20 protein-coding genes are annotated in these 26,662 nt (G+C 70.1%); 10 read left to right on the forward strand and 10 right to left on the reverse strand.

The window, feature by feature from the left end; genetic code table 11:
* Positions 1-50: 50 nt before the first annotated feature.
* On the forward strand, positions 51-3,668 hold the full coding sequence (locus tag G6R20_RS11370) for an indolepyruvate ferredoxin oxidoreductase family protein (RefSeq protein ID WP_163376491.1): 3,618 nt from the start codon (positions 51-53) through the stop codon (positions 3,666-3,668).
* A gap of 175 nt (positions 3,669-3,843) precedes the next feature.
* On the opposite strand, the gene G6R20_RS11375 is transcribed toward G6R20_RS11370, so the two are convergent.
* The 6 genes from G6R20_RS11375 to sucC form a co-directional block, all read right to left on the reverse strand.
* Positions 3,844-4,473, reverse strand: a complete 630-nt coding sequence (locus G6R20_RS11375; protein ID WP_163376492.1) for a TetR/AcrR family transcriptional regulator — start codon at positions 4,471-4,473, stop codon at positions 3,844-3,846.
* Between the two features lie 26 nt (positions 4,474-4,499).
* Entirely contained in the window at positions 4,500-6,080 is a 1,581-nt protein-coding gene (gene purH, locus G6R20_RS11380) for a bifunctional phosphoribosylaminoimidazolecarboxamide formyltransferase/IMP cyclohydrolase (protein WP_163376493.1), read from the reverse strand.
* On the reverse strand, positions 6,077-6,658 hold the full coding sequence (purN, locus tag G6R20_RS11385) for a phosphoribosylglycinamide formyltransferase (RefSeq protein WP_067717350.1): 582 nt from the start codon (positions 6,656-6,658) through the stop codon (positions 6,077-6,079). The genes purH and purN overlap by 4 nt, the downstream gene beginning before the upstream one ends.
* A 163-nt stretch (positions 6,659-6,821) precedes the next feature.
* Entirely contained in the window at positions 6,822-8,522 is a 1,701-nt protein-coding gene (locus tag G6R20_RS11390; RefSeq protein WP_240341417.1) for a DUF6350 family protein, read from the reverse strand.
* Positions 8,523-8,649: 127 nt separating this feature from the next.
* Positions 8,650-9,552, reverse strand: a complete 903-nt coding sequence (gene sucD / locus G6R20_RS11395) for a succinate--CoA ligase subunit alpha (RefSeq protein WP_067717326.1) — start codon at positions 9,550-9,552, stop codon at positions 8,650-8,652.
* A 22-nt stretch (positions 9,553-9,574) separates the two neighbouring features.
* Complete coding sequence (sucC, locus tag G6R20_RS11400) at positions 9,575-10,741, reverse strand: ADP-forming succinate--CoA ligase subunit beta (RefSeq protein ID WP_067717323.1); 1,167 nt, start codon at positions 10,739-10,741, stop codon at positions 9,575-9,577.
* A gap of 318 nt (positions 10,742-11,059) precedes the next feature.
* Between sucC and G6R20_RS11405 the strand changes: the two genes are divergently transcribed.
* Complete coding sequence (locus G6R20_RS11405; RefSeq protein WP_240341418.1) at positions 11,060-11,908, forward strand: M23 family metallopeptidase; 849 nt, start codon at positions 11,060-11,062, stop codon at positions 11,906-11,908.
* Positions 11,909-11,984: 76 nt separating this feature from the next.
* Here G6R20_RS11405 and G6R20_RS11410 read toward each other — a convergent pair whose 3' ends face one another.
* Both G6R20_RS11410 and G6R20_RS11415 read right to left on the reverse strand, forming a co-directional pair.
* A complete protein-coding gene (locus tag G6R20_RS11410) occupies positions 11,985-14,483 on the reverse strand; it encodes a UvrD-helicase domain-containing protein (RefSeq protein WP_069388778.1) in 2,499 nt (832 codons plus the stop codon).
* 39 nt (positions 14,484-14,522) lie between these two features.
* Positions 14,523-15,959, reverse strand: a complete 1,437-nt coding sequence (locus G6R20_RS11415; RefSeq protein WP_096907084.1) for a sodium:alanine symporter family protein — start codon at positions 15,957-15,959, stop codon at positions 14,523-14,525.
* 46 nt (positions 15,960-16,005) lie between these two features.
* Here G6R20_RS11415 and G6R20_RS11420 point away from each other — a divergent pair, with 46 nt between their 5' ends.
* Positions 16,006-16,287, forward strand: coding sequence for a chorismate mutase (locus G6R20_RS11420; RefSeq protein WP_069388780.1), 282 nt, complete (start codon positions 16,006-16,008; stop codon positions 16,285-16,287).
* Positions 16,288-16,311: 24 nt separating this feature from the next.
* On the opposite strand, the gene G6R20_RS11425 is transcribed toward G6R20_RS11420, so the two are convergent.
* On the reverse strand, positions 16,312-16,983 hold the full coding sequence (locus tag G6R20_RS11425; protein ID WP_069388781.1) for a DUF5701 family protein: 672 nt from the start codon (positions 16,981-16,983) through the stop codon (positions 16,312-16,314).
* A 51-nt stretch (positions 16,984-17,034) separates the two neighbouring features.
* Here G6R20_RS11425 and pgi point away from each other — a divergent pair, with 51 nt between their 5' ends.
* From pgi to G6R20_RS11445, 4 genes are all read left to right on the forward strand, one after another.
* Positions 17,035-18,693, forward strand: a complete 1,659-nt coding sequence (pgi, locus tag G6R20_RS11430; protein WP_069388782.1) for a glucose-6-phosphate isomerase — start codon at positions 17,035-17,037, stop codon at positions 18,691-18,693.
* A 46-nt stretch (positions 18,694-18,739) separates the two neighbouring features.
* Positions 18,740-19,336, forward strand: coding sequence for a dihydrofolate reductase family protein (locus G6R20_RS11435; RefSeq protein WP_235027780.1), 597 nt, complete (start codon positions 18,740-18,742; stop codon positions 19,334-19,336).
* Between the two features lie 129 nt (positions 19,337-19,465).
* Complete coding sequence (locus tag G6R20_RS11440) at positions 19,466-21,337, forward strand: HNH endonuclease signature motif containing protein (RefSeq protein WP_163376494.1); 1,872 nt, start codon at positions 19,466-19,468, stop codon at positions 21,335-21,337.
* An 87-nt stretch (positions 21,338-21,424) separates the two neighbouring features.
* A complete protein-coding gene (locus G6R20_RS11445) occupies positions 21,425-22,570 on the forward strand; it encodes a nucleotide pyrophosphatase/phosphodiesterase family protein (RefSeq protein WP_163376495.1) in 1,146 nt (381 codons plus the stop codon).
* 29 nt (positions 22,571-22,599) lie between these two features.
* Here G6R20_RS11445 and G6R20_RS18750 read toward each other — a convergent pair whose 3' ends face one another.
* Positions 22,600-23,505, reverse strand: a complete 906-nt coding sequence (locus G6R20_RS18750; protein ID WP_240341419.1) for a serine/threonine protein kinase — start codon at positions 23,503-23,505, stop codon at positions 22,600-22,602.
* A 254-nt stretch (positions 23,506-23,759) separates the two neighbouring features.
* Here G6R20_RS18750 and G6R20_RS11455 point away from each other — a divergent pair, with 254 nt between their 5' ends.
* Genes G6R20_RS11455 through G6R20_RS11465 form a run of 3 tightly spaced genes read left to right on the forward strand, consistent with a single transcriptional unit; the run spans position 23,760 to position 26,649 of the window.
* Positions 23,760-24,941: a zinc-dependent alcohol dehydrogenase gene (locus tag G6R20_RS11455; RefSeq protein WP_163376496.1), complete on the forward strand. Its 1,182-nt coding sequence runs from the start codon at positions 23,760-23,762 to the stop codon at positions 24,939-24,941.
* Positions 24,938-25,762 carry a histidine phosphatase family protein gene (locus G6R20_RS11460; RefSeq protein ID WP_159148631.1) on the forward strand — a complete coding sequence of 275 codons (825 nt, stop codon included), beginning with the start codon at positions 24,938-24,940 and terminating at the stop codon, positions 25,760-25,762. Before G6R20_RS11455 ends, G6R20_RS11460 begins: the two co-directional genes overlap by 4 nt.
* A complete protein-coding gene (locus G6R20_RS11465; RefSeq protein ID WP_163376497.1) occupies positions 25,759-26,649 on the forward strand; it encodes an NAD(P)H-hydrate dehydratase in 891 nt (296 codons plus the stop codon). The genes G6R20_RS11460 and G6R20_RS11465 overlap by 4 nt, the downstream gene beginning before the upstream one ends.
* Positions 26,650-26,662: the final 13 nt, after the last annotated feature.

Raw genomic sequence — 26,662 nt, forward strand, 5'->3', positions numbered from 1 at the left:
GTCCTAGCCTGGGGGCACATCGTTCGTCTCGCGAAGGCCAGGTGTTGATCATGACCTCTCTCCTCCACTCCACGGACGGCACGCATGACGACCTGCCGCGGACCGGGCAAGCGGACGCCGGATCGTTCTCCCTCTCCGATCGCTACACGCGCGAGAGCGGCACGGTCTTCCTCTCCGGGATCCAGGCACTGGTCCGGACGGTCCGCGACCGGGCACGGCTCGACCGCAGGCAGAATCTGCTCACCGCGAGCCTGGTCAGCGGTTACGAGGGATCGCCGCTCGCGGGGTACGACCTCGAACTGGCCAGGCGTCGCGAGTTCCTCGGGCCGTTCGACATCGTGCACCGCCCCGCCCTCAACGAGGAGGCGGGCGCCACGGCGGTGATGGGGTCCCAGCTCGCCCGGCGCACGGGCACCCTGCGCGCCACCGCCAACACCGGCGGTGCCGCCCTCCAGGGGGTCGTGGGGTACTGGTACGGCAAGGCGCCCGGCCTGGACCGTGCCACCGACGCGTTGCGGCACGCCAACCTGATAGGCACCGATCCGAACGGCGGCGCGGTGGTGCTGGTCGGCGACGATCCGGGCGCCAAGTCCTCCACCGTGCCGTGCGCGTCCGAGTTGGCACTCGCGGACCTGTACATGCCGACGCTCTACCCCGCGGACCCGCAGGACGTCCTGGACTTCGGCGTCCACGCCGCGATCCTGTCCCGGGTCTCCGGCCTGTGGTCCGCGATGAAGATCTCGGCGCACGTCGCGGACGCCTCGGCGACCGCCCTCGTCGATCCCGACCGGATCCTGCCCGTGTACGGCGACCTCGGGACGAGCCCGCACGTGCCGTCCGGTCGGCTCCTGGGGGCCAGCCTCATGGAGCTCGAGCAGAACCAGCTCACCATCCGCCTTCCCCGCGCGCTGGAGTACGCCCGCCTCAACCGTCTCAACCGGATCGTGCAGTCGACCCCGGACGACCGGATCGGCGTCGTCGCGGCCGGGAAGACCTACCTGGACGTCCGTGAGTCACTGCGCCGCCTCGGGATCGGCGACGACGAGCTGGGCCGCCGCGGGATCCGCATCCTCAAACTGGGCATGATCTACCCCGTGGAGCGCACGATCCTCGACGAGTTCATGTCCGGTCTCGACGAGGTGATCGTGGTGGAGGAGAAGCGCGACTTCATCGAGACCATGATCCGGGACATCCAGTTCCGCAAGCCCGGGGTGGCGAACGTGGTCGGCAAGGCGCACGAGGACGGGTCCACCCTGTTCAGCCGGTTCGGCGAGCTCGACGTCGATTCCGTCACCCGCGGCCTGGCGCAGCGTCTCGGCCCGGTCCACGGAATCGAATCGGCTCGGGCCTGGCTCGACGGCCCGGGACGCGGACGTTCCCGGATCGCGCTGCCGCTCGCCACGAGCCGCACCCCGTACTTCTGCTCGGGGTGCCCCCACAACAGCTCGACCAAGGTCGCCGACGGCACGCTCGTCGGCGGGGGCATCGGCTGTCACGCGATGGTGCTCATGATGGACGAGGAACAGGTCGGCCACGTCACCGGAGTCACCCAGATGGGCGGCGAGGGGATCCAGTGGACCGGGATGGCGCCGTTCCTCACCGAGCGGCACATGGTGCAGAACGTCGGCGACGGCACCTTCATGCACTCGGCCTCCCTGGCACTCCGGGCCGCCGTGGCCTCCGGCGACAACATCACCTACAAGCTCCTCTACAACGGGACGGTGGCGATGACCGGCGGTCAGGACCCCGTCGGCGAGATGACCCTGCCCGAGATCCTCCGGCTCCTGCAGGCCGAGAAGGTCGCGAGGATCGTCGTCACCACCGACGACGTCAGGGCGACCCGGTCCCGGGGCCTGCCGAGGGGAGTGGAGGTCCGCGACCGGGTGGACACCCTCGAGGTGCAGCGGGAACTCGCGGCCGTCCCGGGGGTCACGGTTCTCGTGCACGACCAGTACTGCGCGGCCGAGAAGCGCCGCCACCGCAAGCGTGGCACCTATCCCACGCCGGACGAGCGGGTGGTGATCAACGAGCGCATCTGCGAGGGATGCGGGGACTGCGGCCGGAAGTCCAACTGCCTGTCGGTCCATCCGGTGGAGACCGAGTTCGGTCGGAAGACGCAGATCGACCAGTCCACCTGTAACTTCGACTTCTCGTGCCTGGAGGGTGACTGCCCCGCGTTCGTCACCGTCGTCCCCGGTGAGAAGTCCCGGCGGGTGACGTCCGCGCCTGCCCTGGCGGCCGACGCGATCCCGGAGCCGGCCCGCGCCGGGGTCGCGCCCGACCGCGGTTTCTCCCTGCGGCTGACCGGGATCGGTGGCACCGGCATCGTCACCGTCTCGGCGATCCTCGCCACCGCGGCCGTCCTCGACGGCCACTCGGCGCGCACCCTGGACATGACCGGGCTCGCCCAGAAGGGCGGCGCGGTGGTCTCCGACGTCCGCGTGACCCGCACGCCGACCGAACAGCCCCCGAAGATCGGGGCCGGCGACTGCGACCTCTACCTGTGCTGTGACGGCCTGGTCGGCGCGGACAGCACCCACCTGAAGGTGGCCGCTCCCGATCGCACCACGGCGGTGGTGTCCACCACTCAGATACCCACCGGGAAGATGGTGATCGACACCTCCGAGCACTACCCGACCACCTCGGACATCCAGGCGATCATCGACCCGACCACCTCGCGCGGGCTGTACCTCGACCCGGGGGCGCTCACCGAGCAGCTCTTCGGGTCCACCCAGACCGCCAACATGCTCATGGTCGGGGCGGCGTACCAGAGCGGGGCCCTGCCGATCTCGGCGCAGTCGATCGAGCGGGCGATCGAGCTCAACGGGGTGGCCGTCGACGCTAACCTGCAAGCCTTCCGTCGCGGCCGGCAGGCGGTCGCCGAGCCGAACGCCCTTGCGGCGTTGGCGGCCGGGTTGCACCGCCCGGCCGGAACGGCCACGGCGGGCCGGCACGTGCCCTCCCCCGCGGCGGAGCGATTGCTGACCCACCTCGACGCCGACGCCTCCGACGAGCTCCGCGACGTGGTCGCGCTCCGGGTCGACGAACTGATCGGCTACCAGGACGAGGCGTACGCGGCCGACTACGTCCGGCGCGTAGAGGAGGTCCGCGCCGCCGGGTCCCTCGAGGACGGCGACCCGGCCGGGCCGACCTCCGAGCAGCTCAGCCTCGCCGTGGCCCGCAACCTGTTCAAGGTGATGGCCTACAAGGACGAGTACGAGGTCGCCCGCCTGGCCGTGGATCCACAGTTCGCGACGCAGCTCGACGAGGACTGGGGCGAAGGGGCGGTGGCCAGACTGAAGTTGCATCCCCCGGTGCTGCGCGCGATGGGAATGAAGAAGAAGATCTCGATCGGCCCGCGGGCCAGGCCGGCGATGAAGGCGTTGGCCCGGATGAAGCGACTGCGCGGCACGCGGATGGACCTCTTCGGCTACGCGGAGGTCCGCCGCGTCGAGCGTGAGCTGCTGGCCGGGTACCGGGATCTCGTCGCCGACCTGGCCTCGGAGTTGCGGCGCGCGGGCCCGGTGGGCAAGGACGCCACCTGGCGGGCGACCGCGGTGGCGCTCGCGGAGCTGCCGGACATGGTCCGCGGCTACGAGCACGTCAAGCTCGCGAACGTCGAGCGCTACCGGGAGGAGATGGCCCGCCTCCGGTCCGCCCTGACCTGATCGGCGAACCCCCCGATTCAGCCCGCGCAATTCAGCCCACCTGATACAGCCCACCCAGACGATCCGCCCTCCGGAATCCGGTCCGCCCCCGGGGCCCCGCGGGCGGATCGTGATCGAAAGCGCGAGTCGATCTGCGCGAGCGAACCGAGGGGCAGATCAGCACCCGGGCAGGCGCTCAGGACCGCAGCGCAGCCGAGGCCATCGCCGTGAGCACGCGCCGAAGGTCGGCCTCGGCCATGGCCGGCAGCCGGGGGCTCGAGTTGAGGAGCCCGAACACCGCGTGGACGTGGGCCCGCGCCTCGATCGACGAGAGCTCCGGACGCACCCGCACGAGGGCGTCCACCCACAACTGCGCGTACTCCCGCTGCAGGGTGCGCACCTCGTGCCGGGGAGCGGCCGGCAGGGAACCGAGGTCACGGAACTGCACGCTGATGAGATCGGGCTCCGTGGCGACGAAGTCCACGTGCACCCCGAGCAGGGCATCGAGCACGTCCGCCGGCTCGCCGGCCCGCTCGACCGCCGCCCGCCCGCCGTCCCGCAGGCGACGGGAGATGTCGAGCAGCATCTCGGCCAGTACGTCCTCCTTGGAGGTGAAGTACCGGTACATGCCCGGCCCGGAGATCCCGACCTCGGCACCGATGTCGTCCAGCCGCACGGCGTGGAATCCGCGCCGGGCCATGAGGCGGGCGGCGGCCACGAGGATCTCGTCACGGCGCCGGGCCTTGGCCCGGGCGCGCGGGGTCAGCGGGGCCGCGGCGTCCTGTTGCTCGCCCACCCCGCTGCCCGCGGCCCCGGTCCCGGTCATGTCAGTGCCATCTCGGACGTCCCGTCTCAGTGGAAGAAGTGCCGGGCGCCGGTGAAGTACATGGTGATCCCCGCCTTCTCCGCGGCCTCGATCACCTCGGCGTCCCGCACGGACCCGCCGGGCTGGACCACGGCGCGCACGCCGGCCTCGGCGAGCACCTCGAGACCGTCCGCGAAGGGGAAGAACGCGTCCGACGCGGCGACCGACCCGGTGACCCGCTCCCCCGCGCGCTGCACGGCGAGCCGGGCGGAGTCGACGCGGTTGACCTGGCCCATGCCCACGCCCACGGTGGCCCCGGACTGCGCGAGCAGGATGGCGTTGGACTTGACCGCGCGGCACGCGCGCCACGCGAACAGCAGGTCGCGCAGGGTCTGCTCGTCGGCGTCGTCGCCGCACGCCTTGGTCCAGCCGGCGACCACGTCGCCGTCCGCGTCGAGCGAGTCACGTTGCTGGACCAGCACGCCGCCGGAGATCTGCTTGCGCTCGAACTCGCCCTCGGCGGGCGCCTGCGCGGAGAGGATGCGGATGTTCTTCTTGCGCTGCAGGATCTCAACGGCACCGTCCGCGTAGGACGGGGCGATGATCACCTCGGTGAAGATCTCGGCGACCTGCTCCGCCATCTCCACGGTGACCTCACGGTTGGCCGCGATCACACCACCGAACGCGCTGACGGGGTCGCACTCGTGCGCGGCGCGGTGGGCGGCCGCGATGTCGGCGTCGATCGCGATCCCGCACGGGTTGGCGTGCTTGATGATCGCCACGCACGGCTCGGCGTGATCGAAGGCGGAGCGCCACGCCGCGTCGCCGTCGACGTAGTTGTTGTAGCTCATCTCCTTGCCGTGCAACTGGGTGGCCTGGGCGAGGCCGGGCGCGGCGGCCGCGTCGGTGTAGAGAGCGGCGCTCTGGTGCGGGTTCTCGCCGTAGCGCAGGGTGGCGGCGAGGTCGAGGCTCTGCCCCTGCCAGACCGGGAACTCGCCGGAGCCGCCCGCTGCCCCGTCGCCCGCGCCGTCCGCGGTCTGTGCGGTCATCCACGTGGCCACGGCGACGTCGTAGGCCCCGGTGTGGCGGAACGCGGCGGCGGCCAGACTGCGGCGCTTCTCGAGGGTGAACCCACCGGCCGCGACGGCCTCGAGCGCCTCGCCGTATCCGGCGGGGTCGACGAGCACAGCCACCGACGGGTGGTTCTTCGCGGCCGCGCGGACCATCGACGGTCCGCCGATGTCGATCTGCTCGACGCAGGCGTCGTAATCGGCGCCGGAGGCGACGGTGTCGGTGAAGGGATAGAGGTTGACGACGACGAGCTCGAACGGCTGCACACCGAGGTCGGCGATCTGCTCGAGGTGCTCGGGCTTGCGGGTGTCGGCGAGGATGCCGGCGTGAACCCGCGGGTGGAGGGTCTTGACGCGGCCTTCGAGGCATTCCGGGAACCCGGTCAGCGCGTCGACGGGCGTCACGGCGACCCCGGCGTCGGCGATACGCTGCGCGGTCGAGCCGGTGGAGACGATCTCGACCCCGGCGTCGGCGAGCCCCCGGGCGAGCTCGGTGAGCCCGGTCTTGTCGTAGACGCTGATGAGTGCGCGGCGGACGGGCCTGCGGGAATCGGTCACGTTAGGTGCACCTTTCGACCTTCGATGTGGAGTCGGCCACGGGCGGCGGCCGCGAGGACGTCGACGAGCATCTCGCGCTCGACGACTTTGATGCGTTCATGGAGGGTGGCCTCGGTGTCGTCCGGGTGGACGTCGACGGCACGCTGGGCGATCACGGGTCCGGTGTCGACGCCGGCGTCGACCAGGTGGACGGTGCTGCCGGTGACGGTCACCCCGTAGGCGAGCGCGTCGCGCACCGCATGGGCGCCGGGGAACGACGGCAGCAACGCCGGGTGGGTGTTGAGCACGCGACCGTCGAACCGTCCGAGGAACGCGGCGCCGAGGATGCGCATGAAGCCCGCCGAGACCACCCAGTCGGGATCGAACCCGCTCACCACGTCGGCGAGGGCGCGGTCCCAGTCGGCGCGGTCGGCGTGGTCGCCGGGCCGGACGACGGCCGTCGGGAGGTCGGCGCGGCCGGCCCTGGCGACGGCCTCGCAGTCGCGGTCGGAGACCAGCGCGACGATGCGGTACGGGCAGCCGGGGGCGTCGGCGGCGTCGAGCACGCTCTGCGCGAGGGTCCCGGAACCGGACGCCATCACCACGACGCGGCGGGCACCGACAGGGTCGGCATCAGGGGAGCCGGCGCTGGGTGGAGAGGCGCTGGGTGGAGAGGCGCTGGGGGTCTCGCTACCGACCACGTCCGGCTCTCCTACCCGTCGATCCTCAGACCCACCGGGAGCGCGGGCCACGGCTGGGAGTCTAGTCGGCCGCCCCTCTGCCCTCGGCAGGCAGACCGGTCGGATCGTCGGAGTCGGACTGTGCATCGCCGGGTTCGGCATCGTCGGCGACCGTGTCCCCACGCCGGGTGTCCTCGGGCTCGCCCTCGTCGAGCCGGACCTCCTCGAACTGATCCTCGGCGGGCTGACCCTCCGCGGGCTGCTCCTCCGCCGGCCGTGGGTCCTCGACCACCGCCGGTGATGGCGGACCCCCGGCAACCGTCGCGTCCTCGTCGGCAGCCGGGTCGAGGTCTGGCTGCGCGTCCACCTCGGCTTCCGCGGCGGTGTCGGAAGCGGCGACCTCGTCGTCGACCCCGGCGCTGTCGACCCCGGCGTGCTCGACACCAGCGTCCTCGACACCAGCGTCCTCGACACCGGACGTGCTGGCCTCGCCGACCTCGCCCACCCCGCTCCCGGTCGGGTCCTCGACCGGATACTCCGCCGGATACTCCGCCGGGTCCTCGACCACCGGGGCGGTCCCGGCGCGGCGACGACGCCGCTCGAGTTCGCTCTCGGCCCGCTCGCGGCGCCGAGTCAGGCCCGCCAACGACAAGGCGATCGTCGCCGACCCGATGATGCCGAACAGCACCAGGGCCATCGACGCCGCGATGAGCGAGCCCGTCCCGACCATGCCCAACATCCCCAGCCGACCGCCCGCGATGACCGGGCTCACCGCGATCACCAGGGCCACGATCCCCGCGGCCAGCCACGTCGCCTTGACGGCGTCGCCCGTCGTGCGGAACCAGTGCGCGACCGACCTCGCGAGCCCGGCCGCCACGAACACCGTCACGAGCAACAGGCCCTGCACGACCCAGTGCGGGTTGGTGGTGGGCAGGACGGCCGCCAACGGCACCTCAGGCATCGGCCCCCGGGACACCGCGAACACGCTGTACGAGGCCTCGCCCAGGTGCGCCTCCCCGCCGACCATGAGCGCGGCCCCCGTCATCACCACATTGGGTAGGTACGCCACCGAGATGCCCGCGAGCGCGGCCGTGCCCACGACGCCCTTGCCGATCTCCAGGACCGACCCCACCGGCTCCCATGCCGTCACCAGGCCGACCAGCACCAGCAGTGTCGCGACGGCCCACGTCGCGGCGACGAACGCGGCGCCCAGGTGGATCCCCCCGCGCACCCACAGCGGCAGTATCTCGCGCAGGTCGCGACGGAAGTACAGCCACACCCCCAGCCCCGAACCCACGATCCCCACACCCGCGGTCCACAGCAACGCCGTCGGCAGGGCCGACTCGCGCACCGCGAAATCCGAGGCGGCCGACCCGACCAGCAGCGTCGCCAGCCCGGTCAGCAACAGCCCCGCCAGCGTCACACCGGCCATCGCCGCACCCGCCTCGCGCGGGCCCGGCTGCTCGACGTCCGCCAGCACCGCACGGGTCTGCCGGGCCAGGACCGCCACATAGATCAGCGCGGGCAACAACGGCAGGAACCCCAGCTCGACCCGGTCCACGGTCAGCGGCACCCGGTTGACCACCAGCCACTCCACCGCGACCACCGCGAACAGCGAGTCGAATCCGTCGGCGGCGAACAGCAGAACCGCCAGGGTGAGCGCCGCCAGCACCAATACGGAGACGATGACGGGCAGCGCCGCGGCGGCCGCCGTCCACAACAACGAGCGGGCACCCGCGGGCGACCGTCTCGCAGCGGGCCGGATGACGCGTGGGGGACTCACTCTGACAACCGTAGATACCCGCCGGCGCGGGGCACCCCCGGCACGCCGCGACCCCCGCCATCCGGGGATGACGGGGGTCGCTGGGGCCTGCTCACTCGCGGTGGCCGGGAGGGCCACCGCGGGCGGATCACATGGCGTCGAGAAGATCCTTGGCCAGCTGCGCGGTCTCGGACGGCGTCTTGCCGACCTTGACGCCCGCGGCCTCCAGGGCCTCCTTCTTGGCCTGCGCGGTACCCGCGGAGCCGGAGACGATGGCGCCGGCATGGCCCATCGTCTTGCCCTCGGGTGCGGTGAAGCCGGCCACGTAGCCGACGACCGGCTTGGTGACGTTGGCCTTGATGTAATCGGCCGCACGCTCCTCGGCGTCGCCGCCGATCTCGCCGATCATGACGATGACCTTGGTCTCCGGGTCGTTCTCGAAGGCCTCGATGCAGTCGATGTGCGTGGTGCCGACGATCGGGTCGCCACCGATGCCGATGGCGGTCGAGAAACCGTAGTCGGCCAGCTCGTACATCATCTGGTAGGTCAGGGTGCCCGACTTGGACACCAGACCGACCGGCCCCTTGCCCGCGATGTTGGCCGGGGTGATACCGACCAGCGACTCGCCCGGCGTGATGATGCCCGGGCAGTTGGGGCCGATGATGCGGGTCTTGCCGCCCTTGGCGACGTTGTAGTTCCACGCGGTGGCGGTGTCCAGCACCGGGGCGCCCTCGGTGATGACCACGGCGAGCCCGATCTCCGCGTCCACGGCCTCGATGATCGCGTCCTTGGTGAACGGCGGCGGGACGAACAGAATCGTCGTGTCGGCGCCGGTGGCCTCCATGGCCTCCTTCACGGAACCGAACACGGGCAGCTCGACGTCGTTACCGTCGGCGTCCTTGTGGGACACCGTCGTGCCGGCCTTGCGGGCGTTGACGCCGCCGACGATCTGGGTACCGGCCGCGAGCATGCGGGCGGTGTGCTTGCTGCCCTCGCCGCCGGTGATGCCCTGGACGATGACCTTGTTGTCCTTGTTGAGGAAAATCGACATGTGTGTAAGGTCCTTTAGCTTCTTACTTGGCGGCCAGCTCGGCGGCCTTGTCGGCGCCGGAGTCCATGTTGTCGGCCAGGGTCACGAGCGGGTGGTTTGCCTCGGCGAGGATCTTGCGACCCTCCTCGACGTTGTTGCCGTCGAGCCGGACCACGAGGGGCTTGTTGGCCTCGTCGCCCAGGATCTCCAGGGCCTTGACGATGCCGTTCGCGACCGCGTCACACGCGGTGATGCCGCCGAAGACGTTGACGAACACGCTCTTGACCTGCTCGTCATTGAGGATGACGTCGAGACCGTTGGCCATGACCTCGGCAGAGGCACCGCCGCCGATGTCGAGGAAGTTGGCGGGCTTGACGCCGCCGTGGTTCTCGCCCGCGTAGGCGACGACGTCGAGGGTCGACATGACCAGACCGGCGCCGTTGCCGATGATGCCGACCTGACCGTCCAGCTTGACGTAGTTGAGGTCGTTCTCCGCGGCCTTCTGCTCGAGCGGATCCGTGGTGCCCGCGTCGGCGAAGTCGGCGAAGGTCTCCTTGTGACGGAACTCGGCGTTCTCGTCCAGGGTGACCTTGCCGTCGAGGGCGAGGATCTCGTCATTCGGCGTACGGACGAGCGGGTTCACCTCGACCAGCGTGGCGTCCTCCTTGATGAAGACGTCGTACAGCTTGGCGATGGTCACCGCAGCGGCGTCCAGCACCTCCTCCGGCAGGTGGCCGGCCTTCGCGATCTCGCGGGCCTTGGCCTCGTCGACACCGACCGTGGGGTCGATGTTGATCCGGGCGAGGCGGTCCGGGGACTCCTCGGCGACCTGCTCGATCTCGACGCCGCCCTCGACCGAGCACATGGCCAGGTAGTTGCGGTTCGACCGATCGACCAGGAAGGAGATGTAGTACTCCTCCGCGATGTCGCTGGCCTCGGCGACCAGCAGGTTCTTGACGATGTGGCCCTTGATGTCCAGGCCCAGGATGTCCTCGGCCCGGGCGCGGGCCTCCTTGGCATCCTCCGCCAGCTTCACGCCGCCGGCCTTGCCACGGCCTCCGACCTTGACCTGCGCCTTGACGACGACAGGCTTGCCGATCTCGGCCGCAACCTTCTCGGCCTCTTCCGCGGTGTCCGCGACGCGCCCCGGGGTGGTGGGCACGTCATGCTTCGCGAAAAGAGCCTTTGCCTGGTATTCAAAGAGATCCATCAGCTCACCATCTTGACGTGGGTAGATTCGCCCGGCCCTGTTGAAAGCCGAGTCCTGCCTCATCCTAGGCGCGTGGTGTGTCCCCCGTCGCACACTGGGGGTAGCTGTGTGTAGTGGATCACACCGGACGGCAGTCCGAACCGTCACACCCCACACATGGGCACCCCGGAGCCCCTCGGGCACCACGAGTCACACCGGTGTGACGCACCCCTCCCCCACGCGCCGCCGACAACCTTGCGGCACCGTTGCCGATCCGTTACGTTGGACGACGTTCATCACGAAAAGATCACGGCGCGAACGCAGAGGGGAAACGACACGGTGCAGAAGTCGCAATTCGAGGAAGCCGCGACTCCCGTCGTCATCCCCCCTGCCGGTGCGCACCGGGTCGGCCGTCACCGGATGCCCGCGCCGCCGCACGCACTGCGCGGTCGCGCAGCCGTCCTGGCCGTCGCGGCCGGCGCCGCGGTGACCGCGGCTTCGGCCGGCTCCGCCATGAGCGACACGAGCACCCACTCGGCCGAGGCCGGGGACATCGCCCTGCTCGCCAACGGGGAGCCCGCCCCCGCCACCTCCGCGCCCGGTGCACCGTCGACCTCGGCGCCGGCGACGCCCTCGGCCCCGGCGCCGGTCGTCCTGCCGGCCGCTGCCGACGGCTCGTCCACCGATGACATCAGCTCGACGATGCTGTACGCGGGCACCGAGATCAACGCCCAGCGCGAGATCGCCGAGGAGCAGGCGCGACGGCCGAAGGTCGTCATCCCCGCGATCGGCGCGTTCACCTCCCCCTACGCGATGCGGTGGGGCGTGATGCACTCGGGCATCGACATCGCCAACGTCAACGGCACGCCCATCCTGGCTGCCACGGACGGCGTCGTGGTCGACGCGGGCCCCGCCCAGGGCTACGGCAACTGGGTTCGGATCATGTCCGACGACGGCACCATGACGGTCTACGGCCACATGGAGACCGTCGACGTCCAGAAGGGCCAGCGCGTCTACGCCGGTCAGAAGATCGCCGGTATGGGCAACCTCGGTTTCTCGACCGGCACCCACCTGCACTTCGAGGTGCTCGTCAACGACGGCCAGCAGCACGTCGATCCCGTCATCTGGCTGGCCGAGCACGGTCTCGACGTGCTCGCGGGCAGCGTCGCCTCCGCCTTCGGTAGCTGACAGTTCGACCTGTTCCGGCCGGGCCCACTCGATAGTTCGAGAGGCCCGGCCCCGGCGGCGCCATGACGCCTCTGCTCTAGAGCTTCTGCATGGGGACGCCCCCGATGAGCATCAGCCGGACCTTGCCCGACGCACCGAAGTCGATCGTCGCAGTGGCCCGCGGCCCACTGCCGTCGCAGGACAGCACCTTGCCGAGTCCGTACTTGTCATGGGTGACCCGGTCCCCCGGCGCCAGCTCGAGGGCGGGGGCGGACGCCTTCGCGCGGGGGATCCCGGACGACCGTCCACTCGCGGACCCGGCTCCACCTGAGCCGTACCCGCCCGAACCGTACCCGCCCGAACCGCCTCCGAAGCGGCGGCGCGGGACATACGAGTCGTCATCCCCGACACCGCCACCACCGGCCGGCTCCTCGCGCTGCCATTCGATCGCCTCGGTGGGGATCTCCTCCAGGAACCGCGACCCGGGATTGGTCATGGGTTGCCCCCAGGACGAGCGCATCATCGCGCGGGTCAGGTATAGGCGCTTGCGGGCGCGCGTGATCCCCACGTAGGCGAGCCTGCGCTCCTCGGACAGCTCCGCCGGGTCCCCCAGCGCCCGCATGTGCGGGAAGAGTCCGTCCTCCATGCCGATGAGGAACACCACCGGGAACTCCAGCCCCTTGGCGGTGTGCAGGGTCATCAGAGTGACCTGCCCCTGATCCTCGTCCGGGATCTGGTCGGCGTCGGCGACCAACGAGACCCGTTCGAGGAACGCCGCCAGCGACCCGGGCTCCGCCAAACCCTCGTCGAGGTCGGCATCCGTCTGGTCGGGCACCGCACCCGCGGCCTCCCCGGCGTCCTCGATCCCGAAGCCCTGCTCCCGCGCGGAGCGCTGCAGCGCGGCCTCCGAGGAGAACTCCCGGCCCACGCCGACGAGCTCGTTGAGGTTGTCCAACCGGGCGGCGTCCTGCGGATCGTTGGACGCCTCCAGCTCGGCGCGGTAGCCGGTGCTCTCCAGCACGGCCTCCACCAGTGCCCCGACATCGGGCGCCGAGTCCTCCCCGGCGGCGTGACCGCTGCCGTCCAGCCGCCCCCGCAGGTCGTCGAGCATCTGCACGAACCCGGCGATCGCCTTGACGGACCTCGTCGGCAGCAGCGCCACCTTTCCCTCGGCCGCGTCCCGCAACGCGCGGCCGAACCCGATCCCCCGCTGCTCGGCGTGGACCACTACGCACGCCTCGGCACGATCCCCGATCCCTCGTCGGGGGGTGTTGAGGATCCGGCGCAGCGCCACGGTGTCGTCCGGGTTACCCAGCACCTTGAGGTAGGCGACGATGTCGCGCACCTCCTTGCGCTCGTAGAACCGGGTGCCGCCCACGACCTTGTAGGGCAGGCCCAGTCGGACGAACACGTCCTCGACCACGCGAGAGGAGTTGTTGGTCCGGTAGAACACGGCCATGTCGGAGTAGGAGGCCTCACCCGAGTCGACCAACCTGTCGATCTCCCCGGCGATGAACCTCGCCTCGTCGTGCTCGTTGTCCGCCACGTAGCCGACCAACAGCTCACCCGCGCCCTCGGAAGTCCACAGGTTCTTCTCCCGGCGGCCCGGGTTGCGCGAGATCACGGCGTTGGCGGCCGTGAGGATGGTCTGCGTGGAACGGTAGTTCTGCTCCAACAGGATGGAACGTGCATCGGGGTAGTCGTGCTCGAAGTCCTCGATGTTCCTGATCGTGGCCCCGCGGAACGCGTAGATCGACTGGTCGGCGTCACCGACAACGCAGAGTTCGGCCGGGGGGACGCCCACCTCGTCGTCGTCGTTCCCGGCCGCCCCGCCGACGAGCGTGCGCACCAGGACGTACTGGGCGTGGTTGGTGTCCTGGTACTCGTCCACCATGACGTGACGGAACCGCCGCCGGTAGTACGCCGAGACCTCGGGGTGGGCACGCAGCAGCGCGACCGTCTCCCCGATCAGATCGTCGAAATCGAAGGCGTTGGCCGCCTGCAACCTCGACTGGTACTCCGTGTAGACGGCCGCGACGGTCTGCCCGGTGCGGTCGGAGTCCTCCATCGCCCGGTCCATCGCCTCGGACGGCTCGCGCAACTCGTTCTTGTGGTTGGAGATGGCCGTGGCCAGCATCCGGGGGGTGAACTTCTTGACCTCGAGCTGCTGCTCCTTGGCGATCATCCCCAGCAGCCGCCGGGAGTCGTCCGAGTCGTAGATCGTGAAGTTCGAGTTCCGCGTCCCGAGCAGCGCGGACTGGGCGCGGAGGATCCGCACACAGATCGAGTGGAACGTCGCCACCCACATCCGCTCGGCGTGCGGGCCGACCAGTGTGGCGACCCTCTCGCGCATCTCGGCGGCGGCCTTGTTGGTGAACGTGATGGCCAGGATCTGCCCCGGGTGCGCGCCACCCTCGGCCAGCAGGTACGCGATCCGCCGCGTGAGCACGCTGGTCTTGCCCGAGCCCGCGCCGGCCACGATCAACAACGGGCCGCCGCGGTGTGTGACCGCGGCGGCCTGCTGTGGGTTGAGCCCGTCCAGGAGGGGCGAGTGGGGCGTGGTCGGTCGGGCGGAAGCGTGTGCGGTGTCGGTCATCGTGGGTCCAATCTACCCACTCGGTCCGACACCCCGGGATCAGCGCTGACCGGCCCCCGTGAACTCCTTCACCTGGGACGCCGTGGCGGTCAGGCCCGGGTCGTTGTCCAGGTAGTGGCGCGTCTCGCGGACGATGAGGCCGGAGAGGACCAGGAGGCCGATGAGGTTGGGGATGGCCATGAGGCCGTTCATGACGTCGGCGAAATTCCACACCACCTCGAGCTCGGTGACCGCCCCCACGAACACCACGCAGGTGAACACCATGCGGTACGGGATGACGCCGCGCGCGCCCACGAGCCGTTCCATGCAGCGCTCGCCGTAGTACGACCAGCCGAGGATGGTGGAGAATGCGAAGAACGCGATGGACACCGCCACCAGCTTGTCGCCCTCGGGGATCGCGGAGCCGAAGGCGTCGGCGGTCATCGTCCCGGCGCTGTCGCTGCCCTCCTGCCACACACCCGTGGTCACCAGCACCAGACCGGTGAACGTCACGACGATGATGGTGTCGATGAACGTCTGGGTCATCGACACCAGGCCCTGCCGGGTGGGGTGCGTGGTCTTGGCGGCCGCCGCCGCGATGGCGGCGGATCCCATACCGGACTCGTTGGAGAAGATGCCGCGGGCGACACCCATCTGGATGGCGTAGAGGATCGCCGAGCCGACGAAGCCGCCGACCGCCGAGGTGCCGGTGAAGGCATCCGAGAAGATCTGACCGAACGCCGACGGGATCTGGCCGGCGTTGACCACGAGCACGACGGTCCCGCCGACGAGGTAGAGCACGATCATCAGCGGCACGAACCCGGCGGTGACGCGGCCGATCGCCTTGATTCCGCCGAGGAGGACCGCGCCGGTGAGGACGAACATCACGATGCCGGTGGTGACGTGCGGGACGCCGAACGAGTTGTCCAACTGGGTGGCCACCGCGTTGCCCTGGGTCATGTTGCCGATGCCGAAGCTGGCCAGGACGGCGAACACCGCGAACACGATGGACAGGACGAGGCCGATCCTGCCGCCGGTGCGCCCGAAGAGTTCCGCGAACCCCCGGTGCAGGTAGTACTGCGGGCCGCCGGACTGCTCGCCGCGGGCGTCGGTGACGCGGAAGCGCACACCGAGGAACGCCTCGGAGTACTTGGACGCCATGCCGACGAGCGCGGTGATCCACATCCAGAAGAGGGCACCCGGTCCGCCCAGCGCGATGGCCGTGGCGACACCGACGATGTTGCCCACGCCGACGGTCGCGGCCAGGGCGGTGGTCAACGCCTGGTACTGCGAGATGTCACCCTCGCCGCCGTCGTCCTTCCGTTTCAGCAGCCCCAGCCTGAGGGCGGGGACCAGCTTGCGGAACTGCAGCATCCGCAGCCGGATCGTCAGGAACAGGCCGGTGCCCAGCAGCAGCGGGATGAGGACGAACGGTCCCCAGATCACCGATCCGATGTCGGCGAGAAACGTGTTGATATCTTCCACGGGCGGAAACATTAGACGGTCATTCGTCCGGTTCGGGGCGCAGTGGGATAATTCGGTCATGAGCATCGATCCCGCCGGCACCGACGACCCGCTGTCAGAGTCCGAAATCCAGGAACTGCGATTGGAGATCGACCGCCTGGACGCCGAGATCCTCGATGCGATCGTCCGCCGCAGCGAGATCTCCAAGCGCATCGGCCGCACCCGCATGAAGTCGGGCGGCACGAAGCTCGTCCACACCCGGGAGCTCAAGGTCTACGAGCGGTTCTCCTCGCTCGGCGAGGAAGGGCAGACCCTCGCCGGCATGCTGCTGCGTCTCGGCCGGGGCCGCCTGGGCTACTAGCTGTACTGACAACCAGGGCCCCGGCTACTCTTCCGGCCCGACCCTGCCCGCCGTGGACGCGAAGCCCAGCCAGGTGTGGTGATTGTTCGCCCAGCACCACCCCACCTTGGGTGCGCCCTTGTTCGCTTTGCCATCGCGGCCGGTCCCGCCACTGATCCACAGTGCGGGCGTCCGCGAGTCCAGCCCGCCGCCCTTCTTGGGTTTGCGTGAGCCGATGCACATGAAGCACTTCCCGGGCTCCAGTAGGTCGGGGCGCTGAAGCAGCCAGCTGATCCCCTCGGAGACGGTGAGCGGGGTACGACCCCGGGCGCCCATCTCGGTGTGTGCGTCGGTGGGCGTCCAGTCCAGCATGTCGTCGTCGCGTGTCACGTCCCCCACCAGGTATAACGGGGCGTCCGGGACGTGGACGTCGTCGGTGGGCACGAACTCGGCCAGGTCGGTCATGTCGACGACGACGAAGCCCGCCTTACCGTGGCGGCGCATGAGGGTGGCCAGTCGCGCGGTGGGCACCAGGGACGGGTGGACGGCCAGCACGGACCCGCCACCGCCTTCGCTGTCGCCGGGTCCGGCAGGCAGTGCGCGGGCGTGGGCCCGCAGTTGATCGGCCGTGATTCCGGCGAGCTCGGGCACCCCGAGCTCGACGAGGCGCTCGACCTGGCGGGCGATGGGGGCTTCGGGCGGAACTCCGGGGGTCACATCGCTGGAACGGCCCGCGGCCCGCCGTTATTCCCGGTTAGCCTCGAAGCCATGACCGACATCAGCACGACGAAGCAGTGGACAGCGGTGGAGAACCTGGTTCCGTCGATCGGCGAGGTGTCTCTGCGGGAGCTGTTCGACGCCGACCCGGACCGCGGCCGCCGGATGTCGGTCACCGCGGGCGATCTGCACGTGGACCTGTCCAAACATCTGGTCACCGACGAGATCCTGTCCGCCCTGCTCGAACTCGCCCACGCCGCCCGGCTGCCGGCGCAGCGGGCCGCGATGTTCCGGGGCGACCGCATCAACACGACCGAGGATCGCGCGGTTCTCCACACTGCGCTCCGTCTTCCGCCCGATGCCGAACTCGTCGTCGACGACCGGAACGTGGTGGCCGACGTCCACGCGGTACTCACACGCATGGCCGACTTCTCCGACCGCGTCCGCTCCGGCGAGTGGACCGGACACACGGGCGAGCGGATCGACACGGTGCTCAACATCGGCATCGGGGGCTCCGACCTTGGCCCGGTGATGGTCGACAGCGCCCTGCGGCAGTTCCGGACGGCCGGCATCAGCGCCAGGTACGTCTCCAACGTCGACCCCGCCGACCTCTCGGCCACCCTCGCGGAGATCAACCCGGCAACGACCTTGGTGGTGGTCGCCTCCAAGACGTTCACCACCCAGGAGACCATGGCCAACGCGCACGCGGCGCGCCGGCACTTCGTGGAGGCCCTCGGCTCCGAGGACGCGATCGCCTCGCACTTCGTCGCCGTCTCCACCGCCGCCGAGAAGGTCGCCGACTTCGGCATCGCGGCGGACAACATGTTCGAGTTCTGGGACTGGGTCGGTGGACGATATTCCGTCTCCTCCGCCATCGGGCTGTCGGTGATGATCACGGTGGGGCCACCGGCGTTCATCGAACTGCTCGAGGGCTTCCACACGATGGATGAGCACTTCGCCACCGAGGCGCCCGAGCACAACGCACCGGTCCTCATGGCGCTGCTGGGGATCTGGTACACGTGCTTCCTCGGGTCGCAGTCCAAGGCCGTGATCCCCTACACCCAGGACCTCCGACGGTTCCCGGCCTACCTGCAGCAGCTGACCATGGAGTCGCTCGGCAAGTCGGTCCGGCTCGACGGCTCCGATGTCACCTACCCCACCGGCGAGGTCTACTGGGGCGAGCCCGGCACCAACGGCCAGCACGCGTTCTTCCAGCTCCTCCACCAGGGCACCCAGCTGGTTCCCGTCGATTTCATCGGGATCGCCCGCCCGGGCACGGACCTGGACGCCCACCCCACCGATGGGTCGGACGCGGTGTCCATGCACGACCTGCTCATGGCCAACCTGTTCGCGCAGTCGCGGGTCCTGGCGTTCGGCAAGACCGAGGAGGAGGTCCTCGCCGACGGCGTCGACCCGACTCTCGCGCCCCACAAGGTCATGCCCGGGAACCGGCCGTCCACCACGATCCTCGCGCCGTCGCTCTCGCCGGGTGTCCTCGGCCAGCTCATCGCACTGTACGAACACATCGTGTTCACCCAGGCCGCGATCCTCGGCATCAACGCGTTCGACCAGTGGGGCGTCGAGCTGGGCAAGGCCCAGGCCGGCGAGTTGCTGGGCGCGCTCACCGCCGACACCCACCCGGGCCCCACCTTCGATTCCTCCACGGACTCCCTGGTCGAGATCTACCGCGAGGCACGCGGCCGGCGCTGAGTACGGGCCCTCTCCCCCTCGCGCGGCGCGCGCCACCGTGCGATTCATGAGCATGGCCACGATCTACTGCACCGCGACGAGCCTCGACGGGTACATCGCCGACGACGACGAAAGCCTCACCTGGCTTTTCACCACTCCCGGAGGCGCCGCGCCGGGGTCGACTGCCGGGGCCGATGACGAGTCGGCGCCCGAGCTCCACTTCGACCGGTTCTTCGCCGGCGTCGGCTCGATCGTCTGCGGTGCGAACACCTTCGAGTGGGTCCGCCGGGATCTCACCAAGGACGGCCAACCGTTCGTCTGGCCGTACTCACAGCCCACCTGGGTCGTCACCCACCGGGACCTCGACCCCGTCGACGGCGTGGAGTTCTTCGCCGGCGATCTCGCCGACCTGCACCCCCGCCTCGTCGAGGCCGCGGCGGGGCGGGACGTCTGGGTGGTCGGTGGAGGCGACCTCGCCGGCCAGTTCGCCGATCTCGGCCTGCTCGACCGGGTGTGGATCCACCAGTGCGCGGTGGTCCTCGGCTCCGGCCGCCCCCTGCTCCCCCGTCGGCTCCGCCTCCACCGTCGTCAACTCGACACCGACGGGCAGTTCACCGCCATGCTCTTCGACGTCGTCGGCCCGGAACCGCGCGATTCGGCCTAGCTGCTCGACCCCCGGCGCGTCTCCTGTGCTCCTCCGGTGCGTCGGGGGAAAACCCTTGCGTACTCGAATGTGTGTGCGTACTGTAGAACACAGATTCGATACCAGCCAGACGGGCAGGGGGTGGGGCACATGGGCGGTAACGCAGACGCCGCGGCCGGTGGCCCGTCCCCATCCCCGTCCGGTGGCCCCTCCTCGTCCGGTGGCCCGTCCCCGTCCGGCGGCGGCGCCGGTTCCGCGGCGCCCGTGTCGCTGTCGGGGCTGCGGGCGGCGGCGCGTGAGGGGTGGATGGGCGAGAATCGTGCGGCGGCGCGCCGGTTCGTGGCCTGTTACGAGTTGTTTGTCGAATGCCAGCGCCGGGAGGAGTCCGGKGCGGGCGGCGGTGAGTGTCGGCCCGGTCATGCSGTRCTCGATCCGATCGATGTCGCGGCCGGGTACGTGGTGTCGGCGATGGCGATCTCGACGGGCCGGGCCGAACGGATGATCACCTTCGCCCTCGATCTGCACCTGCGGTATCCGGCGATCCTGTCCGCGATGGCGCAGGGGCGGCTGGATCTGCAGGCYGCGAATATCCTGGCCTCGCAGATGGCCACCGTCCACGTCGATGTGCTCGAGGCGGTGCAGCGGCAGGTCGTCGAGGAGTATCTCGCCGCGATCGAGGGCGGGGTGCGSTTGGGTGAGAAAGCCATCCGCGGCAACGTCGATGCGATCATCGCCCGCTACGACGCGAACGGCATCCGCCTGCGCCGTCAGGAAGCGGCCCGCACCCGCGGGGTGCGGTTCCACAAGGGCGTCGACGGCATGTCGAGTGTGTCGGCGATCCTGGCCACCGAGGAAGCGGCCGTCCTGGCCGAGGCCCTCGACCAACGCGTGAAAGACCACAAGTACGCCGACGCCCAAGCCGCCGCCAACACCCAAGCCGACACCGCCAACCCCGACACCGACACCAACACCGGCACCGGCGGCTCTGGCGAGGTCGAGGACTACTCGATCGCCGAGCGGCGCGCCGACGCCCTGATGTCCCTGGTGTGCGGCGATCCCGGCCTAGCCGGCACCCCTGCCCGCCCCGGCCGGCCCGGCGCGCCTGGTGCCGGGGTGGCGTTGCGGCCGAAGGTCACCGTCATCGCCACCGGCAACCACGCCCGCGACGCTGGCGGCGCCCGGGTGGAGTTCACCCGCACCGGCCAGGCCGCCCTGCAGGCCCTGCTGGACATGCTCGCCACCAGCGACGGAGCCACCTTCGAGCCCATCGACCCGCGCATCGGGGCCGCCGATGACGCCCGCGCCGCACTGAAGTACCGGCCCGGTGCCCAGTTGGCCCGCCGGATCCGGCTGCGCGATGGCACCTGTCGCCACCCCGGCTGCGCAATCCCGGCCGAGGCCTGTGATCTGGATCATGTGGTGCCGTTCGATCACGCCGACCCCCAGCGGGGCGGACACACCATCGAGGCCAACCTCGCCGCGATGTGCCGCCGGCATCACCGGTTCAAGACCTTCTCCGACTGGATCTACGACCTGCAGCCCGACGGCACTCTGACCGTGCGCACCCCGGACGGCACCACCATGCTCACCCGACCCTCCGGCCCACTGGCCGAGTACCGGCGCGAACAGGCCCGCGCCGAGACCGAGGCGTGGACCCGGCAGCAACGCCGCAGCCCCGACCCCACCGGCGACGAGAAGGCCGACGCCGAGCCGACCTTCTGGTCCCGCCGCGCCGCCCGCCACCGCACCGAACGCCGCAACGCCGAACGCGTCCGCACCTTTGACCCCACCCCACCCGCGCCCGGCACGGGCGCCGCCAGCTCCAGCACCGGCGCGGCCAGCTCCACCACCGCCGCGGCCACCGACACCACGCCCGAGAAAGCCACCCCCGCCAGCGCCACCCCCGAGAGCGCCAGCCGCTGGTGGGCCCGCAACAAGCCCCACCACAGCGACATCGAAAAAGGCATCCGCGCCCTACTCCACGAACGCCTCGACGAACTCATCGACCCACCACCCTTCTGACACCACGAGGGCCGCACCGAGTGAACCGAACCTCCTGGGGGCACGGATTTCCCCCACTCCGAGCGGGTCTTGAGGGATGGTGAGTGAATGAGCCCGATTCCCGCCAGCCCGTCGGACAATTCGCTGGCCGACGTCATGCCGTCAGTAGCCGCCGCCCTGGGTCTAGATCTACCTAACCCGCTGCGTATACTGCCGACTCGGGACGCGGTACTCGTACTCATCGACGGGCTGGGCGCCGAACTCATCCGCCGACACGCGGAAGATGCCCCCACGCTCGCAGCGATGACCAGCCGCATGATCTCTGCAGGCTTTCCCTCGACAACGGCGACGAGCCTGACCAGCCTCGCGGTGGGCGCTCCGTGTTCCAAGCACGGCATCGTGGGATACAGCTTTCGGATCTCCGACGAGTCCGGCGGACCACCGAGGTCGTTCAACCCCCTGCGGTGGACGGTCGAATCGTCGAGCGGCCCCTCGGCGATAGATCGCTTCCCGCCCCGGCAGGTCCAACAGCAACCGAGCCTGCTCGAACTGCTCGCCGCGGACGGGGTCGACGTCACCTACGTCATGCGGGAGGACTTTCGCGAGTCAGGCCTGACCCGTGCAGCGTTCCGGGCGGAAGGCGACTATCGGGCGGCGAACTCTCTTGACGAAGTCCGCCAGGGCGTACTCGACACCTTCATCGAGCCGTCTCGCGCTCGACGGTTCGTCTACGCATACTTCGGCAACCTCGACCTCATCGGCCACATTCACGGGCCGGGATCTCCCGAGTGGCTGCAGGTCCTGCGCGAAGTGGACAGGAGCGTCGCAGACCTGGCCACTGACCTGCCCCGCGACTGCAAGCTCATCTTGACGGCAGACCACGGGATGGTCACTGCTGAAACCGTTGTCGACATAGACGCGGCGCCGACGCTGCTCGCCGACGTCGAGACCGTTGCCGGCGAGCCCCGAGTGCGCCACGTCTACGCGCGACCGGGATCGGCCGACGATGTCCTGGACACGTGGCGATCAGAGTTGGCCGGGCGAGCCCGGGTGATCAGTCGTGAGCAGGCACTCGACGAGCACCTCTTCGGACCCAACCGAGACCACGCCGATCGTCTGGGCGACGTCATCGGCATCGCCGCCGGAGGAGTGATTCTCGCGCGTACACAGCTCGAGAAGATGGAGTCATCCCTGCTCGGCCACCACGGGGCCAACACCACTGATGAACAACACATTCCGCTGCTCATTCGTTGACCCCGTCTCCGACCCGGCCGACCTCCGGGTCAGCAGGTGACGAGCTCGGTCGGGTCGCTCGTGGTGTCCAGCCACCGGCCGTACGCGGGCGGACCCACCGCTCGCACATCGCTGCACAATTCCCCACGCGTGTACCCCGACGGCCGGTAGACCGCGTAGATGACATTGCCGTTCTCATCGCGAGAACGCAGGGACGGGCACGCCATGTCGGTACGGAGGTAGGACGCCCCCGGGTGCCTCGACAGCGCGGAAGAGATCTCCTCCGAGTAGGCCCCCGGCGTGACAGCCGAATACAGGACCACGATTCCCCGGCCATCGCAGGCCGGCCTCGACATCGGTGTGGCCAGGCCCAGATCCCCCGCCGCGCCCTCAGATCGCGGGCACTCGTTCAGGAACGCGGCCAGTTCGGCGGGCATCCCGTCACCCTCCGCATCATCCGAGCAGATCCCCGAAGGAATGCCGGTATAGCGACTCCAGGTTCCGTCGGCGCGACCGAGGATGTACTGCGTGTCCCCGGCCGGTTCGCCGGCCGCAACGTCCACATGAGCGAGAGCCCAGTCGCCCAGGCACCGATCGATGTTCACATCCCGGCGGGTGATACCCGCTTCTGCCGCGATCTCGTCCGGGTCGCACGGCCCCACCCCCGCCACTACTCCTGCGCGCGTGCCGTTCCCTGTCGAGGCCGAGGGGGCGCCCTGCCTCGTCGTCCACGCTTCGGAGGGGGTCGTCGTGGGTGCGAAAGCCGCGCCCGGCTGGTCGTCGTCGGACGCGAGCAGGTACCCGACAGTGCCTGCGAGGGCGATCAGCAACACGACGATGAGCGCGCCGAGCGCCCAGACCACCGGAGAGCGACGCGCATCCTGCGGAGGCTCTCCGTACGAGGCGTGCCCCCACCCCTCGTTACCCCAGCCGGGTCCGTTGGGCGGACTACTCATGGTCACCACCAGCAACGGGGTCGGGGTAACCGACCGATCCGATCTGAATGACGATCACTTTATCCGGTATCGCGAAGCGAGAGCCCCGGTTCGCCGACGGTCTCCCGAACGCGATGATGTCCCGACCACACTGCGCTGTCCTGAGCGTCCTGCGACCCGCGGCCCCCGGTTACCGGATGCGGACGCTGCCCTCCGTTACTACCGTCGGAGGCATGCGTGAACGCGCATGGCACGACCAGAGAGGAGCCCCGCACATGAAGGCAGTCACCTGGCACGGCAAGCGCGACGTCCGCGTCGAGGACGTTCCTGATCCGAAGATCCAGGAGCCCACCGACGCGATCGTCAAGATCACGAGCACCAACATCTGCGGATCGGATCTACACCTGTACGAGGTGCTGGGTCCTTTCATGAACGAGGGCGACATCCTCGGTCACGAGCCCATGGGAATCGTCGAGGAGGTCGGCGCCGAGGTGACCGGGCTAAACCCCGGGGACCGCGTGGTGATGCCCTTCCAGATCTCCTGCGGCCACTGCTACATGTGCGACAAGGGCCTGAACACCCAGTGTGAGACCACGCAGGTCCGAGACCAGGGTATGGGCGCCGCGCTGTTCGGCTATTCGGAGTTGTACGGCAGCGTCTCCGGCGGCCAGGCCGAGTACCTGCGCGTCCCGCAGGCCCAGAACACCCACATCAAGGTGCCGCACGAGCACTCCGATGACCGCTACCTCTACCTGTCCGACGTCCTGCCCACCGCGTGGCAGGCCGTCGAGTACGCCGAGATCCCCGACGGCGGCACGGTCGTCGTTCTGGGCCTCGGGCCGATCGGGGACATGGCCGCGCGGATCGCCGCCCACCGTGGTCACCGTGTGATCGGTGTGGACCCGGTGGCCGAGCGCCGGGCCCGTCAGGCCCACCGGGGGGTGGAGGTCCTCGATCCGACCGACGTTCCCGGCGAGATCGGCGATGCGATCCGCGACATGACCGACGGCCGCGGGCCCGACTCCGTGATCGACGCGGTGGGTATGGAGGCGCACGGCTCGCCGGTCGCCAGCGCTGCGCACGCCGCCGTTGGGCTGATGCCGAAGTTCTTCGGCAAGAAGATGATGGAGCACGCAGGGGTGGACCGCCTCGGGGCGTTCTACGGGGCGATCGACATCGTGCGCCGCGGTGGGGCCGTCTCGCTCTCGGGAGTGTACGGAGGCACCGCCGATCCCATTCCGATGCTGACGTTGTTCGACAAGCAGATCACCCTGAAGATGGGCCAGGCCAACGTCAAGCGCTGGGTTCCGGAGATCATGCCGCTGCTCACCGACGACGATCCGCTGGGCGTCGACGACTTCGCCACCCACCGGCTCCCGCTGGCCGATGCGCCCCGCGCGTACGAGATGTTCCAGAAGAAGGAGGACGGCGCCGTGAAGGTGGTCCTCGAGCCGTGACGGAACTCGCCGGACTCCTCCTGGTCCGCCACGGTCAGAGCGTGGGCAACGTCGCCAATGACAACGCCCGTGCCGCCGGCGCCCACCGTCTCGACCTGGACCACCGTGATGCCGACACCCCGCTGTCGGAGTCGGGAGTGGGACAGGCTCGGGCAGTGGGCACCTGGCTCGGCGGATTACCCGAGGACGCCCTGCCGACGGTGTGGCTCACCTCGCCCTATCGCCGTGCGGCGGACACGGCCACGGCTGCGCTCGAGGCGGCCGGCGGCAGCGCGGCGGGCGGTCGGGCGAGTGGCACCAGGCTGCTCACCGACGAGCGACTTCGGGAGCGCGACCTGGGGATCCTCGACGGGTTCACCGGCCGGGGCATCCGGGAGCGGTACCCGGAGGAGGCGGAGCGGCGGGACCGGATCGGCAAGTTCTACTACCGCCCGCCGGGTGGTGAGAGCTGGACCGACGTGTTGCTACGCGTGCGGTACCTGCTGACGGACCTCCGGCAGCAGTACGCGGGCGAGCGGGTCTGCGTGTTCAGCCACCAGGCCGTGATCATGTGTTTCCGGGTCGCGTTGGAGCAGTTGGACGAGGAGGAGGTCCTCCGGGTCGATCGCGAGGACCCCCTGCCCAACTGCTCGGTGACGATCTATCGCCAGCGGCAGCTCGCACCGAGGCAGCACCGCCCGGGGCGGCACGAATCGGTGGGGCACCACCCCGGCAGCGCGGGGCTCGAGCTGCATAGCTATGCCGACACGACGGCCGTGGAGCGCGGCCATGCGCCCACCACGCGAGAGTCGCCTTCAGGGAACGAGGAGGCGGCGAGATGAGCGGCGAGGTGAGCAGCGAGTCGGTCCTCACGCACCATGCGCTGCGGGACTGGGCGCTCCCCTCCCCCGGTGGTGGAAAGGAGGGCCGCGGGCGGGTGCTGGTCGTCGGTGGCAGCAGGTCCACCCCGGGCGCTGTGCTGCTGGCCGCCGAGGCGACGCTGCGGTGCGGGGCCGGCAAACTACAGATCGCCACCGCCGGGTCGGTGTCGTCGTCGCTGGCGATCCACATCCCCGAGTCGAAATCGATCGGTCTGCCCGAGGACGACGCCGGGGAACTCACCGCCGCGGGGGCGGACACGATCGTCGAGCTCGCCGCGGGGTGTGACGCCGTGGTGCTCGGCCCCGGGATCTGCGAGAAGGCCGCCGCGGTGGAACTGCTCTCGGACGTCGTGCCCCGGTTGGACACCACCCTCGTGCTTGACGCGCTGGGGATGGCCTACGTCACCGAGAACCCCGGCGGGCTCGCCCCCCTCGACGGTCGCGCGGTCCTCAGCCCCAACCCCAAGGAACTCGCCCGCACCCTCGACGTGCCGGAGGACGACGTGGAGGCTGACACCCCGGGACACGCCGTTGCGCTGGCCGAGCGCGCGGGGGCCGTGGTGGTGACCGGCACCGCGACCTCGTGGATCGCCGCCCCGGACGGCCGACTCTGGCGGGACGAGTCCGGTTCGTTCGGGCTCGGGATCTCGGGGTCGGGTGACGTCAAGGCCGGGCTCATCGGTGGGCTGCTCGCCCGGGGCGCCGAACCCGCCCAGGCCGCCGCGTGGGCGACCCACAGCCACGGGCGGGCAGGGGAACGGTTGTCCGCCCGGATCGGTACGACCGGCTTCCTCGCCCGCGAACTGCTGGCCGAGATCCCCGGCGTCCTGGTGGAACTCTCGTCCTGAACTGCTCCACGCG

The sequence above is a fragment of the Dietzia sp. Alg238-R159 genome (genome assembly GCF_900537145.1).
Classification (GTDB): Bacteria; Actinomycetota; Actinomycetes; order Mycobacteriales; family Mycobacteriaceae; genus Dietzia; species Dietzia kunjamensis.

Bases quoted from the DNA above. Each gene is read 5' to 3' on its own strand.
- pgi (WP_069388782.1), top strand. From the start codon at position 17,035: ATGACCGACATCAGCACGACGAAGCAGTGGACAGCGGTGGAGAACCTG.
- G6R20_RS11445 (WP_163376495.1), top strand. From the start codon at position 21,425: ATGAGCCCGATTCCCGCCAGCCCGTCGGACAATTCGCTGGCCGACGTC.
- G6R20_RS11455 (WP_163376496.1), top strand. From the start codon at position 23,760: ATGAAGGCAGTCACCTGGCACGGCAAGCGCGACGTCCGCGTCGAGGAC.
- G6R20_RS18750 (WP_240341419.1), bottom strand. From the start codon at position 23,505: ATGAGTAGTCCGCCCAACGGACCCGGCTGGGGTAACGAGGGGTGGGGG.
- G6R20_RS11415 (WP_096907084.1), bottom strand. From the start codon at position 15,959: ATGTTTCCGCCCGTGGAAGATATCAACACGTTTCTCGCCGACATCGGA.
- G6R20_RS11410 (WP_069388778.1), bottom strand. From the start codon at position 14,483: ATGACCGACACCGCACACGCTTCCGCCCGACCGACCACGCCCCACTCG.
- purN (WP_067717350.1), bottom strand. From the start codon at position 6,658: ATGGCGTCCGGTTCCGGGACCCTCGCGCAGAGCGTGCTCGACGCCGCC.
- G6R20_RS11435 (WP_235027780.1), top strand. From the start codon at position 18,740: ATGAGCATGGCCACGATCTACTGCACCGCGACGAGCCTCGACGGGTAC.
- G6R20_RS11465 (WP_163376497.1), top strand. From the start codon at position 25,759: ATGAGCGGCGAGGTGAGCAGCGAGTCGGTCCTCACGCACCATGCGCTG.
- sucD (WP_067717326.1), bottom strand. From the start codon at position 9,552: ATGTCGATTTTCCTCAACAAGGACAACAAGGTCATCGTCCAGGGCATC.
- G6R20_RS11420 (WP_069388780.1), top strand. From the start codon at position 16,006: ATGAGCATCGATCCCGCCGGCACCGACGACCCGCTGTCAGAGTCCGAA.
- sucC (WP_067717323.1), bottom strand. From the start codon at position 10,741: ATGGATCTCTTTGAATACCAGGCAAAGGCTCTTTTCGCGAAGCATGAC.
- G6R20_RS11370 (WP_163376491.1), top strand. From the start codon at position 51: ATGACCTCTCTCCTCCACTCCACGGACGGCACGCATGACGACCTGCCG.
- G6R20_RS11375 (WP_163376492.1), bottom strand. From the start codon at position 4,473: ATGACCGGGACCGGGGCCGCGGGCAGCGGGGTGGGCGAGCAACAGGAC.